This window comes from Agromyces capsici, from assembly GCF_058349965.1.
Map to the genome: position 1 here is coordinate 936,390 of NZ_JBYRET010000001.1, position 12,947 is coordinate 949,336.

Below are 12,947 nucleotides of genomic sequence, written 5' to 3' on the forward strand. Positions count from 1 at the left end.
TATCGATGAACTTCGATATTGAGTGTGGCCATTCCATCGAAGTTTGTCAATATTCGAGTTAGGATGGCGGCATGACCGTGAACCTGCTCCCGATCGCCGAGTCGAACGTCGAGGTGTGCTGCGCTCCGCTCACGCGCGAGACCATCGACGCCGAGCAGGCCGACCTCCTCGCCCGCAAGCTCAAGGCGCTGGCCGATCCGACCCGGCTGCGGCTGGTCTCGATCGTCGCCGCCTCCGACGGCGAGGAGGCGTGCGTGTGCGACCTCATCGAGCCCGTCGGCCTGAGCCAGCCGACCGTGTCGCACCACCTCAAGATCCTCATGGAGGCGGGCTTCCTCACCCGGAGCAAGCGCGGCACCTGGGCGTACTACAAGCTCGTGCCCGGCGCCCTCGGCGAACTCTCGCACCTGCTCGACGTCACCGCCTCGCGCTGACGCGCTGCCGCCGCCCGCGCTGCATCCCTCGCGCGCCGCGTCATCCGCCCGCCCCGCTTCGGAATGTAGGACGAAGCCGGGTTCGTCGGACATGGGCAGGTATATCTGACGATTCCCGCCATTTCGGTCCTACGAAGCCGCACACGTCCGACATCTCAAGGGTTGCCATACGTTGCGGCGGAGGATCGGCCCGCTTCACAGGTCAACCACGGCTCTACAGGACCGATCGCGCCAGATCGTCCTGTAGACCGTGCGATCTCCTGTAAACGGAAGCATCACGCAGCTCGGCGCGCCCGCGCGAGCCCGCCGCTCAGCGACCGGCCGCGGCGCGCGCGGCGCGCCGCTCAGCGCCGCAGCTCGTCCACGATGATCGGGTGCGTGTCGCGCCACGCGTCGGCGCCGAAGATCACGTCGAGGTGGCCGTATCCCGGGATCCGGTGCAGCGAGTGGCGGCCCGGCGCCATCCGCTCGAAGTGCTCGAAGCTCAGCTGCTGGCTCTCGGGCAGGAAGCAGCGGTTGTCCTCCCCGGCGATGAACGCGAAGCGCGCGTCGGTGCGCGGCGGCACGGTCAGCTCGGGCAGGATGCCGGGCGCCGTGCCTGCGGGCACGAGGTGCCCCGCCTTCACGCACTCGCGCATCTGCAGGAAGAACGTCATGGGCGCGCCCGCGAACTCGCCCGCGATCCAGTCGTGCGTGGCCGCGTCGATGTTGCGGTGCGCCCACAGTGCCGGATGCCCGCTGCCGTACGTGAAGCTCACCATCGCGCACACCGGGTTGTCGCACTCGGGATGCACCGCGACGACCCCCGTGCGCAGCGCCTTCGCGAACGGCCCCTCGGACTTGTACCCCCACTTGGGCGAGAGCACCGGCGAGATGCGGCTGATCGCGGGCGCCAGCCCGAGGATCTTCACGCGCGAACCGAGCGGCAGCACCGGATGCAGCGACACGGCGTTGGTCACGATCGTCGGCACGTCGGGCAGCAGGCCGCTGATCGCGGCCATCGTGAACGACGTCGAGCCCTGGCAGTGCACGAACGCCTTCACGGTGTCGGAACCGGTGCGCTCCCGCACCAGCGCGACCGCGGCCGGGTAGTCGTAGGCAGCCGCGTCGTCGAGCGTCCACGCGACCGGCTCGAGGTCGATCGACGCGCGCCAGTTCAGCATCCACACGTCGAAGCCGTCGTCGATCAGCGCGTCGACGAGGGTGCGGCGCAGCGGCGGGCGGAAGATCTCGGCGCGCACGCCCGCGCCGTGCACCAGCAGCACGGGCCCGCGGGTCGGTGTGATCGCGGGGTTCTCGACGTGCAGCATCGTGAGCCACTGCCCGTCGAGGGCCCGGAACGGAATGTGCTCGGTGCGATGGTCGTCGCGGGTCGTGCGCGCGGGCACCGGCTCGGGCCGGTCCGGCGCGTCGGGGCGGGCGTCGCCGGCCGCGGATGTCGCGGCGTCGCCGCTGCTCATGCGTCCTCCTTCGCGAGCCGCCCGTAGGTCGACCACAGGCGCCCGAGGAACAGCGACCCGAACCGCGCGATCGCCTGCGCACCATCCGGGCCCGTGGTCCTGAACGTCGTGAGCTGCTCGGCGAAGTCGACCGGCGCGATGCGCAGGACGCCCGCGCCGAGCACCGACGGGTCGGCGGCGTCGAGGAGGCCGGTCGCCGCGACGTCGGCCGGCGGGGGCACGTGCCCCTCGAGCACCTGCACGAACAGGGTCGTGGTGTCCTCCCAGAGGTCGAAGCCGGGGTCGTCGCGGACCTCCTTGAACCCGACGAACGTGATCGGGGCGCCGGCGTCGGTCGTGAGCCACAGCCGGTACTTCATGAGCCGTTCGTCGTCGCGCCCCGAGGCGACGAAGAGGTTGAACCATCCGCGCTCGACCTGCTGCCGGCCGCCGAGCGCGTCGGACTCGAGGTACCCCGTCGCGACGCCCTCGTGCGCCTCGCCCTCGACGAACGCGTCGACGTCGGGCGCCATGATCGTGAGCTCGAACATCATGCGCTCGTCTCGCACCCTGGCATCCTTCGCCGCCGCGCGGGGGTCGCCGTCGCCGAGCACGAAGAAGCCCTTCATCTGCTCGGTGAACGCGACGGAGGTGGGGGTGGCGGCGGGCGTGCCGTCGGGCGTGGCGGCGGGCGTGCCGGCGGCCGTGGCGGGCGTGGCATCCATGCGGGGCTTCTCCTTCGAGTCCGGGGTCTCGGCACGCGCTGCCGTCTCGGTACGCACCGTCGGTGCGCCTCGACCACCGGCACGCCGTCGCGCGACGTGCGGCCAGGTGTCGATCATGCGGTCGGCCGCACGGTCGGCGAACGCGGCGATCGTGAGCGACGGGTTCGGGCCGACCGGCCCGGGCATGGCCGAGCCGTCGACGACCCACAGGCCCGGGTGCCCGTACACCTCGCCCCACGGGTCGACGACGCCCTCGAACTCGTTGCGGCCCATCGGCGCGCCGCCGAGGGGGTGCACCGTGATCACGCGCTTGGCGAGCCACAGCGGGTTGTCGACGTACTTCGCACCGAGCGTCGCGGCGAAATCCGACATCGTCTTGCGCATCGCGCCGAAGTACTCGAGCGAGGTCGCGGTGGTCCAGTCGATCGCCAGGCGGCCCCGATCGAGGTACATCCGCCCGTCGGGCACGTCGCGGCCCATGCCGAGCACCGGGAGCGAACTCGTCGAGATCGCACTGCGGCCGAGCACGTGCGCCAGGTCGGCCGAGATGTTCGACTCGCCCGCGAGGCTCAGGCGCTTGGCGAGCATCGTGAGCGCCACCCGCGTCGACCGCGAGACCACCGACCTCAGCTGCGCGGTCTCGAGCAGCCAGTTGAGGAACCCTGGATAGCCGGCCTCCTGCACGTAGTACCCGCGCCCGGTGCTGCCGTCGCCGTCGACGCGGTCGCCGACGCGGATCGCGCTCGTGATCACCGGTCCACGGCTGCCCGCGATGCGTCGGGCCTTCGCGACCTTGTCGATCTGCTCCTTCGCGCCCATCAGGAAGCCGATGAGGTCGCCGTTGCCGCAGAAGCGCGTGCCCAGCGCCGGCGAGAGGTGGCGCAGTGCCGCGCGGTTGCGCAGCAGCAGGTAGGTCGAGCCGAACGTGCCGGCGGCGAGCACGACGCGGTGCGCCCGGATCACGCCGTCGACCGGCGGACCCTCGCCGGGGCGGTGCGCGCGGTAGCGCACCTCCCATTCGCCGTCGACCGGTCGCATGCCCTGCACCTCGTGCAGCGTGCGGATGTCGGCGCCGTGGTGCGCGGCCGCGGACACGTACGTGTGGTCGAGCGAGTTCTTCGCGCCGTAGTTGCAGCCGATGTCGCAGCCGCCGCACTGCGAGCAGGTGAACCGGGCGCGCCCGTGGATGTTGCCGTACGGCTTCGGCGCGATCGGCAGGAACGGCCCGACCTTCCCGTCGGCGTCGGCGAAGGTCACCGCCAGCGGCGGGCGCAGCACGTCGTGCCCGGCCGCGCGCGCGACGAGCTCGAACGCCTCGGTCTTGGGCGTGTCGCGATACGGGAACGGCGTCGCGTCGAGCATGTCCTCGACGCGGTCGTAGTGGGGGTCGAGGTCCTCCCGGCTGATCGGCCAGTTCTCGTAGCCGCCGCCGGGCAGCGGCGAGTCGTGCACGAACCACTCCGGATCCTTGCGCAGCAGCACGTTCGCGTAGATCAGCGAACCGCCGCCGAGGCCCGACGACACCACGCCCTCCAGTCCGCGGAAGCTCCAGGTCTCGAACAGCCCGAACAGGTCGTCGGGCGGCGACCAGAAGTTCTCGCCGAACTCCGTCGGGGTGCGGGCGAAGCTTCCGGGTGGGTAGGCGCGACCGCGCTCCAAGAGCACGACCGAGCGCCCGGCCTCGGCGAGGCGGTACGCGGCGACCGAGCCGCCGAACCCCGATCCGATGACGACGGCGTCCACGTGCTCGATGGCCGCCGCGTCGGGCGGCGCGCTCACGTTCGTCACGACCATGACGGCCTCCCGAGTCCATGGGCACGAGCGAGGATGCCTCATGGTCGCACCGCTCCGGATGGCGCACAATGACCGAAGGCCCCTCGGCGGCGGCGATGCGGGCCTTCCCCCCAACACTGGGGGTGCGAGGGCGGATGTCGCGGCTCGCGTCGCGGCGGCGCGCCCATGCCGGACGGGCCCAAAGTCATCGACGCGGAGCGTGCGCCGTGACATCCTGCCGCCATGACGCCTGATGTCGAGCCGGTCCCACCCGGCGCCGGCGCCCGGGACGGGGCTGGGCTGCTGTTCATCTTCGGAGTGCTCGTCGCCGTGGTCTGCGGCGGGCTCCGGATGGCGGCCGACGGTGCCGCAGGCACCGATCCGACGTTCGATGCGTGGCTCTGGGCCGCGGCGACCGTCATGACGTTCTCGACGGCGGGCGTGATCGTGCTCGTCTCGAGGGAGTACCAGTCGCACCGGCATTTCAGGATCGGCCTCGCGCTCGTCGCCGCCGGCGTGCTCGCGACGGCCGGGGCGTGGCTCGCCATCGCGGCCATGTAGGCGGCGGCGCGCCACCGCCGGGCTCCGCCGCCCGGCGGAGAGGTCGGCTCAGCTGCGCTCGAGCGGGCGCCAGACGACCACGGCGTTCTCGCGGCGAACGCGCGTGCCCGCACGCAGCGACACGACCTCGCCCTCGCTGCCGGCCGCGAACACACGCCGGCCCGGGCGGTTGAGCATCTCGTCGGCGAGCGCGCGCTCGAGCTCGCGCACGCGGGCGCGCAGCTCGGTCACCTCGTTCTCGAGGCCCAGCACGCGCCGGATGCCCTCTAGGCTCACGCCCTCGCTGGAGAGCTGCTGGATCTCGCGGAGCTGCGCGACATCCCGCATCGAATAGCGACGCGACTTGCCGGCGGTGCGCTTCGGGGAGACCAGGCCCATGCGGTCGTACTGGCGGAGCGTCTGAGGGTGCATCCCGGCGAGCTCGGCCGCGACCGAGATCACGAAGAGCGGGCTCTCGCCGTCGACCTGCATCACGCGCCCCGGGCCTTGGCGAGGAGGTCGTCGCGCGGGTTCTCGTCGGGCAGCTGCGACGCGAACTCGCGGAGCTTGTCCTCGGCCTCCTTCGACAGGTGCGACGGCACCGCGACCTGGACGACGGCGAGGAGGTCGCCGGTGCCCTTCGACGACTGCACGCCGCGGCCCTTCACGCGCAGCACGCGGCCGCTCGGCGTGCCGGGTGCGACGCGCAGCTTCACGGGCTCGCCGCCGAGCGTCGGCACCTGGATGGTGGCGCCGAGCGCCGCCTCGGCGAACGTGACGGGCACGTTGACGCGCAGGTTGAGCCCGTCGCGCTCGAACACGGGGTGCTTGCGGACCTTGACGGTGAGCACGATGTCGCCCGGCTCTCCGCCGTCGGGCGACGGGTGGCCCTTGCCGCGCAGCCGGATCTTCTGCCCGTCGGCGACGCCGGCGGGCACGTTCACGGTGATCTCACGCCCCTCGGACGTCTGCAGCGTGATGCGGTCGCCCTTGGTCGCGGTGATGAAGTCGAGCGTCGTCGACGCGGTGACGTCGCGGCCCTTCGTGGGGCCGCCGAAGCCGCGGTAGCCGCCGGTCGGCTGGCCGAAGCGGCCACCGCCGAAGAGGCCGCCGAGCAGGTCGTCGTACTGCCCGCCGCCCTGCTGGTAGGTGTACCGCGTGCCGCCCGGGCCGCCGAACATGCCGCCGAAGACGTCCTCGAAGCCGCCGGCGCCGCCCGAACCCGGCGCGGTGAACCGTGCTCCGCCGCCCATGGCGCGCACGGCGTCGTACTCCTTGCGCTCCTCGGGGTCGGAGAGCACCGAGTGCGCCTCGCTGACCTCCTTGAACTTCGCCTCGGACGCCGCATCCCCCGGGTTCTGGTCGGGGTGGTACTTGCGCGCGAGCTTGCGGTAGGCCTTCTTGATGTCGGCGTCGCTCGCGTCCTTGGAGACGCCGAGGATCGCGTAGAAGTCCTTGTCGAACCAATCCTGGCTGGCCATCGGCGCCTCCTTCCTCTCATCCTGCCGCGTCGGGTGCCGAATCCGGATCTGGTGCCGAATCCGCGTCTGGTTCTGAATTCAGGAGTGCACGGCGGCCGGACTGCGGTCGGCCCGGCGATTCGTGCCCCCTGGTGGTGATCTCGCCCGCGCGCTCCTGAATTCTGCTCACGGGTTCGGCGGGCGAGACCACCGGTGGTGCGGATGTCGCTACGCGGGCGTCTTGACGACGACCTTCGCGGCGCGGAGCAGCGTGCCGCCGAGCGTGTAGCCCGTCTCGACGACGTCGGCGACGGTGTCGGTGTCGACCTCGTCGGAGTGCTGCTGGAAGATCGCCTCGTGCCGCTGCGGGTCGAACGGCTCGCCGACCTCGCCGAACGGCACCAGCCCGAGCTTCTCGACGGCCGCGCGGAGCTTCGCCGCGATCGTCGCGAACGGGGCGTCGCCCTCGAGGTCGCCGTGCTTCTCGGCCCGGTCGAGGTCGTCGAGCACCGGCAGCAGCACCGCCACGGCGGCGCCGACCGCGCGCTCGCGCTCGACCTCGCGGTTCGCCTCGGTGCGCTTGCGGTAGTTCGCGTACTCGGCGGTGACCCGCTTGAGGTCGGCGAGATGCTCGTCGCTCGGCTCCTGGACCTCGGCCTGGGCCGCGTTCAGGATGTCGTCGACGGTGAGCACCTCCTCGTCGGCGTCGGGCGACGCGGATGCCGCGGCATCCGCCTCGCCCTGAGACTCTCGAAGGCTCGCCTCGGGCGCCGCCTCGGGGGCGGACTCGGCGCCCGCCCCCTCGGGCTTGCGAACCTCGCCGGTCTCGGGGTCGATGCGCCGCTTATCGCGGATGACCGGCTCCTCGTGGTTCTGGTTCTCGTCCGACATCGTTACTTCTTCTCATCCTCGTCGTCGATGACCTCGGCGTCGACCACGTCCTCATCGGCGGACTCGGCGCCCTCGGCGCCCGACGCGTTCGCGTCCTCGCCGGGGTTGGCGCCGGAGGCGGCCGCCTCGGCCTGCTGGCCCTGCGCGTAGATCGCCTCGCCGAGCTTGCCCTGCGACTGGTTGAGCTTCTCGAACGCCGACTTCACCGCGTCGTCGTCGTCGCCGGCGAGCGCGGTCTTCAGCGCGTCGACGTCGCCCTGCACGTCGGACTTGACGTCGGCGGGGAGCTTGTCCTCGTTCTCCTTGATCAGCTTCTCGATCGAGTAGACGAGCTGCTCGGCCTGGTTGCGGGTCTCGGCGGACTCGCGGCGCTTCTTGTCCTCGGCCGCGTGCTCCTCGGCGTCGCGCACCATCCGCTCGATGTCGTCCTTCGGCAGCGACGAGCCGCCGGTGATCGTCATCGACTGCTCCTTACCCGTGCCCTTGTCCTTGGCGGACACGTGCACGATGCCGTTCGCGTCGATGTCGAAGGTGACCTCGATCTGCGGGATGCCGCGGGGGGCCGGGGCGATGCCGGTCAGCTCGAACGTGCCGAGCGGCTTATTGTCGCGCGTGAACTCGCGCTCGCCCTGGAAGACCTGGATCGCGACCGACGGCTGGTTGTCGTCGGCCGTCGTGAAGGTCTCGCTGCGCTTGGTCGGGATGGCGGTGTTGCGCTCGATGAGGCGCGTCATGATGCCGCCCTTGGTCTCGATGCCGAGGCTCAGGGGGGTGACGTCGATGAGCAGCACGTCCTTGCGCTCGCCCTTGAGGACGCCCGCCTGCAGGGCGGCGCCCACGGCGACGACCTCGTCGGGGTTCACGCCCTTGTTGGGCTCCTTGCCGCCGGTCTCCTGCTTCACGAGCTCGGAGACGGCGGGCATGCGGGTCGAGCCGCCGACGAGCACGACGTGCGCGATGTCGGACACCTTGATGCCGGCCTCGCGGATCACGTCCTCGAAGGGCTTCTTGGTGCGGTCGAGCAGGTCGGAGGTCATGTTCTCGAACTGCGCGCGCGTGAGCGTCTCGTCGAGGTTGGCCGGGCCCGACTCGGTGAGCGAGAGGTAGGGCAGCTGGATGCTGGTCGACATGCTCGACGACAGTTCCTTCTTGGCCTGCTCCGCGGCCTCCTTCAGGCGCTGGAGGGCGATCTTGTCCTTCGAGACGTCGACGCCCGTGGTGTCCTTGAAGCGCTTGATGAGGTGGTCGACGATCCGCTGGTCCCAGTCGTCGCCGCCGAGGCGGTTGTCGCCCGCGGTGGCACGGACCTGGATGGTCGAGAAGTCGTCGTCCTTGCCCACCTCGAGGAGGGAGACGTCGAACGTGCCGCCGCCGAGGTCGAAGACGAGGATGAGCTCGTCCTCCTTGCCCTTGTCGAGGCCGTACGCGAGCGCGGCCGCGGTGGGCTCGTTGATGATGCGCAGCACGTTGAGGCCCGCGATCTCGCCGGCCTCCTTCGTGGCCTGGCGCTCGGCGTCGTTGAAGTACGCCGGCACGGTGACGACCGCGTCGGTGACGGTGTCGCCGAGGTACTGCTCGGCGTCGCGCTTGAGCTTCTGCAGGATGCGGGCGGAGATCTCCTGCGCCGTGTACTGCTTGCCGTCGATCTCCCGCTTCCAGTCGGTGCCCATGTGGCGCTTGACCGACGCGATGGTGCGATCGACGTTCGTCACGGCCTGGCGCTTCGCGGTCTCGCCGACGAGCACCTCGCCGTCCTTGGTGAATGCGACCACCGACGGGGTGGTGCGGAAGCCCTCGGCGTTCGCGATGACGACGGGCTCGCCGCCCTCGAGGACGCTGACGACCGAGTTGGTGGTGCCGAGGTCGATACCGACTGCACGTGACATGTGTGATTCTCCTTCTGCCAGGAGGGTTCGCGGATGTCGCCCCCCGGCGATCGGCCCGGCGGTGCCCGCCCGCGGCCGAAGTTCATGACGGCCGGAACTTGAGTCCCGGCCGCTCAAGTCTCGCAGCGCCATCCGATCGATGTCAAGTCGGCGTCGCAAGACTTGAGCCCCCTCGACTCAACCTCGTGCCGGCCCGCCCTATTCCGCCCTTCCCTCTCCCAGTTGTCACTTCCGCCGGGTTCAGGGCGCGCGCACTCAACACAACTGGCAACTCGACCGGGGCGGGCGGTCGGCTCCTTCCCTTCCCCTCTTCCCCTTCTCCCCCGAGTTGCCAGTTCTGCAGGGTTCGCGACCCGCGCACTCGGCGCAACTGGCAACTCGAATCGAGTCGGGTCCGGGTGAGTGGTCCTCCCCAATCGGGCGAGCGGCACGAGTGTCCACCTCGGTGAACGGATGGCGCAAAGCGCGCGAGACGGCGGCGCAGGATCTCGCACATGCGCGCCACGCCCCTCCCGCCCCGACTCGCCGGGCGCCCCTTCCGCACCGCCCGCGCCCTGAAGCTCGGCGTCACGCGCGGGCGCCTGGGAGCGCGGGATCTCGCGGCGCCGTTCCGCGGCGTCCGCGCTCCGGCCGGCGCAAGCGCGCTCATCGACCTCTGCGGGGCGTACGCGCAGAGGATGCCGCGCGGCCACGTGTTCAGTCACGCGACCGCGGCGCGACTCTGGGGACTGCCCCTCCCCGACGAGACTCCGCTGCCGTTGCATGTGTCAGCGCCGGCGCCGCGGCGTCAGCCCCGGATGCGGGGCGTGGTCGGCCATCGGCTGGGTAAGGGCATCCGCGTCGCCCGGACGCGTGGACTTCCCGTCGTGGCCGCGGCCGACGCCTGGTGCCAACTCGCGACCCTCCTGCCGCACGACGACCTCGTGGCGGCCGGGGACCGGGTCGTCGGATGGCCGAAGCCGCTCGCCACGCTCGACGAGATCGACGCCGCGATCGCGCGATTCGGCTCGCGCCGTGGGGCGATCCGGCTTCGAGCGGCACGAGCAGACCTCAGAGCCAGGTCCGCCTCCCGGCGCGAGACCCGGCTCCGGCTGCGCGTGCTCCGTGGGGGCTTCCCCGAGCCGGAACTCAACACGCCCATCGAGCTCGAAGGCGGCCGGACGACGCACGGCGACCTCGTCTTCCGGGAGTACCGCGTGCTGCTCGAGTACGACGGCGAGCAGCACCGCGAGGACGACGCCCAGTTCCATCGCGACGTGGAGCGGCTCAACGACCTCGCGACCGCCGGATGGATCGTCATCCGCGTCGGTCGCCGGCTGCCGATGCCGCGGGCCCTCGATCAGCTCGAACGTGCATTGCGAGCCCGAGGCTGGGACGGCAGACGGACGGCGTGAGGTCGAGTTTCCAGTTCCGCCGGTAGGACGCGGAGCGCACCCGGCGGAAGTGGGAACTGGACGACGAACGAGGAGGGCGAGTGCGGGGACAAACGGGGGTCTGTCGGCGCGCGCGGCGCAAGCCTAGAGTTCGAACCACGAGCGCGAAAGGGAGACCATGATCCGTTCCAGGGTGAGGATGATCGGCGGCGTGACGGCCGCGGTGCTGGCGATGGGGGCGCTCGGCGCCACCGGTGCGACCGCAGCGCCCGGTAAGCCGGGTGAGCCGAAGTACACGGCGGGTGCCGAGGGCGCCGGCGACGCGTACTTCCCGTTCGCCGGCAACGGCGGGTACGACGTGCAGCACTACGACCTCGACATCCACTATCAGCCCCCGGCCCCGGCGCCCGCGCCGCTCTCGGGGCAGTTCGAGGGCACGGCGACGATCGACCTCGTCGCGACGCAGGACCTCGACCGGTTCAACCTCGACCTGCGGGGCATGGATGTCTCGTCCCTCATGGTGAACGGCAAGCCTGCCGCCGAGATCGCGCCGCCCGTGGCGGGCGCCGAGGTCGAGGGCGCCGCCTACTGGCAGACGCAGGATGACACGGCGCGCGTCTGGGAGCTGACGGTCCAGCCCCGCCCCAAGCTCAAGGCCGGCCAGGCCGTGCAGGTCGTCGTCGAGTACGGCGGCGCGACCACGCGGCCGGAGGACATCGAGGGTGCGCTCTACGGCTGGGTGACCACGCGCGACGGCGCAATGGTGGTGAGCGAACCCGACGGGTCCATGACCTGGTATCCGGTGAGCGACCACCAGACCGACAAGGCGACCTACTCGTTCGAGATCACGGTGCCCGAGGGCAAGGTCGCGGTCGCCAACGGCCTCCCCTCCGCCGACCCCGTGACCGAGGGCGGCTGGACGACCTGGTTCTGGGATGCCCCGGACCAGCAGGCGAGCTACCTGACGACTGCGTCGGTGGGCGACTACGAATTGCGCGAGAGCGAGACCGAGGGCGGGTTGCCGATCCTCGACGCCGTGGACGACAACCTCACCGCGGCGAACCGCAGCATCACCGATGCGAGCCTCGCGCGGCAGATCGAGATGATCGACTTCTTCGAGAGCCGGTTCGGCACGTATCCGTTCGTCGCGTACGGGTCCATCGTCGACGACGACACGGTGTTCTATGCGCTCGAGACGCAGACTCGCCCCGTGTACTCCCGGGTGGCCCGCGAAGGCACGGTCGCGCACGAACTCGCGCACCAGTGGTTCGGCAATGCTGTGAGCCCGGAACGCTGGCAGGACATCTGGCTCAACGAAGGCTGGGCGAGCTACGCCGAATGGCTGTGGGACGAGTACGACGGCGGAGCGACCGCACAGGAGGCGTACAACGACTGGTATGACTCCGAACCCGCTGACTCGGACTACTGGGAGTTTCAGATCGGCGATCCGGGTCCGCTCGGGCTCTTCTTCGGACCGGTCTACGACCGCGGTGCCGGAACCTTGCACGCCCTCCGGCTCGAAGTCGGCGACGAGGCGTTCTTCGAGGCCACGCAGCTCTGGCTCGAGCGCTACAACGACTCGGCCGGCACGGCCGAGGACTTCCAGGCGGTGTACGAGGAGGTATCCGAGAGGGACCTCGACGAGTTCTTCGACACGTGGCTGTACGACCAGGAGAAGCCGCCGGCCACCTGGACGCTGCCGTAGGCAACACGGGCGGTCGTCCCGCGGAACGCACGCTTCCGCGGGACGATCCCCGCGCCCTATCGTGAGCGCATGACCCGACGAATCGTGCGGCGCGCCCTTCCCGCCGCGGTGATCCTGCTCGCCCTCGGCCTGGCGGCGTGCTCCCCCGGCACGCCCGCAACCGACGACGTTGAGCCTTCCGCGGCCGCGTCGCCGGAGCCGTCCGCATCGGCCGTGGCAGAGCCGACGCCCTCGCCCACCGCGCCTGCCGGGATCGCGGCGACGTGCGACACCGTCATGACGCCGGAGGCCTACGCGAAGATCGAGGCAGACGGGCTCGAGCCGACGCCGGCCACCCCGTTCGATCCGCTCGCGGTCCGCATCACCGAGGAAGGCGGCCTCACGTGCTCGTGGGGCCGGCCCCAGACCGACCTCATCCTCTCCGTCGCCCAGATCTCGGTCGGCGACGACGAGACCGCGTGGACGAACGCCCTGGCCGAAGGCGGCTACTCGCGGACCGACGACCCGGAGCCCGGTGCCTACAGCGGGCAGCCCGACGCCGCGATGGGCGCCGTTCCGACCGTCATCGTCGCGGACGGAACGGTCACGTTCGTCAACCTGCCCGCCTACGCCGGGTGGGTCCGTCCCGCGAGCTGAGCCGAGCGCGCGTCGAGATGCCGCTTCCGCCGGGATCCCCCGCTGTGGACCCCGCGGAAGTGGCGGCTCGGCGGCTGGGCGACTC

General features: G+C 71.1%; 11 protein-coding genes. 5 read left to right on the forward strand and 6 right to left on the reverse strand.

The genetic code is table 11. The features are described 5' to 3' along the window. The first annotated feature begins 71 nt into the window (after positions 1 to 71). Positions 72 to 434: a metalloregulator ArsR/SmtB family transcription factor gene (locus tag AC3RKB_RS04620; protein WP_491434804.1), complete on the forward strand. Its 363-nt coding sequence runs from the start codon at positions 72 to 74 to the stop codon at positions 432 to 434. A 344-nt stretch (positions 435 to 778) separates the two neighbouring features. On the opposite strand, the gene AC3RKB_RS04625 is transcribed toward AC3RKB_RS04620, so the two are convergent. Both AC3RKB_RS04625 and AC3RKB_RS04630 read right to left on the reverse strand, forming a co-directional pair. Beyond that, the gene (locus AC3RKB_RS04625; protein ID WP_491434805.1) at positions 779 to 1,894 is read right to left on the reverse strand and encodes an esterase; all 1,116 of its coding nucleotides are present in this window, start codon (positions 1,892 to 1,894) and stop codon (positions 779 to 781) included. Then, positions 1,891 to 4,392 (reverse strand): GMC oxidoreductase, encoded by a 2,502-nt coding sequence (locus tag AC3RKB_RS04630; RefSeq protein WP_491434806.1) that lies wholly within the window; start codon positions 4,390 to 4,392, stop codon positions 1,891 to 1,893. The genes AC3RKB_RS04625 and AC3RKB_RS04630 overlap by 4 nt, the downstream gene beginning before the upstream one ends. A gap of 222 nt (positions 4,393 to 4,614) precedes the next feature. Here AC3RKB_RS04630 and AC3RKB_RS04635 point away from each other — a divergent pair, with 222 nt between their 5' ends. Further along, positions 4,615 to 4,932: a hypothetical protein gene (locus AC3RKB_RS04635; RefSeq protein WP_491434807.1), complete on the forward strand. Its 318-nt coding sequence runs from the start codon at positions 4,615 to 4,617 to the stop codon at positions 4,930 to 4,932. A 48-nt stretch (positions 4,933 to 4,980) separates the two neighbouring features. On the opposite strand, the gene AC3RKB_RS04640 is transcribed toward AC3RKB_RS04635, so the two are convergent. The 4 genes from AC3RKB_RS04640 to dnaK form a co-directional block, all read right to left on the reverse strand. After that, entirely contained in the window at positions 4,981 to 5,403 is a 423-nt protein-coding gene (locus tag AC3RKB_RS04640) for a heat shock protein transcriptional repressor HspR (RefSeq protein ID WP_491436751.1), read from the reverse strand. Continuing rightward, on the reverse strand, positions 5,403 to 6,392 hold the full coding sequence (locus AC3RKB_RS04645; protein ID WP_491434808.1) for a DnaJ C-terminal domain-containing protein: 990 nt from the start codon (positions 6,390 to 6,392) through the stop codon (positions 5,403 to 5,405). The genes AC3RKB_RS04640 and AC3RKB_RS04645 overlap by 1 nt, the downstream gene beginning before the upstream one ends. A gap of 207 nt (positions 6,393 to 6,599) precedes the next feature. After that, positions 6,600 to 7,262, reverse strand: coding sequence for a nucleotide exchange factor GrpE (locus tag AC3RKB_RS04650; protein ID WP_491434809.1), 663 nt, complete (start codon positions 7,260 to 7,262; stop codon positions 6,600 to 6,602). Between the two features lie 2 nt (positions 7,263 to 7,264). Further along, positions 7,265 to 9,148: a molecular chaperone DnaK gene (gene dnaK, locus AC3RKB_RS04655; RefSeq protein WP_491434810.1), complete on the reverse strand. Its 1,884-nt coding sequence runs from the start codon at positions 9,146 to 9,148 to the stop codon at positions 7,265 to 7,267. A gap of 494 nt (positions 9,149 to 9,642) precedes the next feature. On the opposite strand from dnaK, the gene AC3RKB_RS04660 reads away from it, so the two are divergent. The 3 genes from AC3RKB_RS04660 to AC3RKB_RS04670 all read left to right on the forward strand — a co-directional run bounded on the left by AC3RKB_RS04660 (position 9,643) and on the right by AC3RKB_RS04670 (position 12,862). Then, the gene (locus AC3RKB_RS04660) at positions 9,643 to 10,542 is read left to right on the forward strand and encodes a hypothetical protein (protein WP_491434811.1); all 900 of its coding nucleotides are present in this window, start codon (positions 9,643 to 9,645) and stop codon (positions 10,540 to 10,542) included. 157 nt (positions 10,543 to 10,699) lie between these two features. After that, positions 10,700 to 12,226 (forward strand): M1 family metallopeptidase, encoded by a 1,527-nt coding sequence (locus tag AC3RKB_RS04665; RefSeq protein ID WP_491434812.1) that lies wholly within the window; start codon positions 10,700 to 10,702, stop codon positions 12,224 to 12,226. 69 nt (positions 12,227 to 12,295) lie between these two features. Further along, positions 12,296 to 12,862, forward strand: coding sequence for a hypothetical protein (locus AC3RKB_RS04670; RefSeq protein WP_491434813.1), 567 nt, complete (start codon positions 12,296 to 12,298; stop codon positions 12,860 to 12,862). The last annotated feature ends 85 nt before the right edge of the window (positions 12,863 to 12,947 follow it).

What these genes read in the sequence shown, in the direction of transcription:
- AC3RKB_RS04620 (WP_491434804.1), top strand. Translation starts at nt 72, where the DNA reads ATGACCGTGAACCTGCTCCCGATCGCCGAGTCGAACGTCGAGGTGTGC.
- AC3RKB_RS04625 (WP_491434805.1), bottom strand. Translation starts at nt 1,894, where the DNA reads ATGAGCAGCGGCGACGCCGCGACATCCGCGGCCGGCGACGCCCGCCCC.
- AC3RKB_RS04630 (WP_491434806.1), bottom strand. Translation starts at nt 4,392, where the DNA reads ATGGTCGTGACGAACGTGAGCGCGCCGCCCGACGCGGCGGCCATCGAG.
- AC3RKB_RS04635 (WP_491434807.1), top strand. Translation starts at nt 4,615, where the DNA reads ATGACGCCTGATGTCGAGCCGGTCCCACCCGGCGCCGGCGCCCGGGAC.
- AC3RKB_RS04640 (WP_491436751.1), bottom strand. Translation starts at nt 5,403, where the DNA reads ATGCAGGTCGACGGCGAGAGCCCGCTCTTCGTGATCTCGGTCGCGGCC.
- AC3RKB_RS04645 (WP_491434808.1), bottom strand. Translation starts at nt 6,392, where the DNA reads ATGGCCAGCCAGGATTGGTTCGACAAGGACTTCTACGCGATCCTCGGC.
- AC3RKB_RS04650 (WP_491434809.1), bottom strand. Translation starts at nt 7,262, where the DNA reads ATGTCGGACGAGAACCAGAACCACGAGGAGCCGGTCATCCGCGATAAG.
- dnaK (WP_491434810.1), bottom strand. Translation starts at nt 9,148, where the DNA reads ATGTCACGTGCAGTCGGTATCGACCTCGGCACCACCAACTCGGTCGTC.
- AC3RKB_RS04660 (WP_491434811.1), top strand. Translation starts at nt 9,643, where the DNA reads ATGCGCGCCACGCCCCTCCCGCCCCGACTCGCCGGGCGCCCCTTCCGC.
- AC3RKB_RS04665 (WP_491434812.1), top strand. Translation starts at nt 10,700, where the DNA reads ATGATCCGTTCCAGGGTGAGGATGATCGGCGGCGTGACGGCCGCGGTG.
- AC3RKB_RS04670 (WP_491434813.1), top strand. Translation starts at nt 12,296, where the DNA reads ATGACCCGACGAATCGTGCGGCGCGCCCTTCCCGCCGCGGTGATCCTG.